This is a genomic window from Pseudomonas oryzihabitans (assembly GCF_032027545.1).
Classification (GTDB): domain Bacteria; phylum Pseudomonadota; class Gammaproteobacteria; order Pseudomonadales; family Pseudomonadaceae; genus Chryseomonas; species Chryseomonas oryzihabitans_F.
The window spans coordinates 1-260 of the sequence record NZ_JAVSJB010000135.1; the positions used below are offsets into that span (position 1 = coordinate 1).

1 protein-coding gene is annotated in these 260 nt (G+C 66.2%); it reads left to right on the forward strand.

Annotation, left to right across the window (positions count from 1 at the left end):
- Positions 1 to 260: SNF2-related protein (locus RND78_RS28055; protein WP_312733515.1), on the forward strand; the 260-nt coding region annotated here is incomplete at both ends.

Sequence of the window (260 nt, forward strand, 5' to 3'; positions counted from 1 at the left end):
GCGATCGCCGATCAGTTCGCGGTGATGATCATCGATGAGGCACACCGATTGAAGGAGCCCACGGCCGCCTGGACCCGCAATGGATTCGACATCGCCGCCAAGGTGCCCAACCGCTACCTGCTGACCGGGACGCCGGTGCTCAATCGAGAGTCGGAGCTCCATACCCTGCTGCGCCTGTCGGGCCACCCCATCGGGCAGCTGCCGCTCAAGGACTTCTGCGAGCGCTTCGCCGGCAGCTCCGAGTTTCGCCAGGGGCTGCG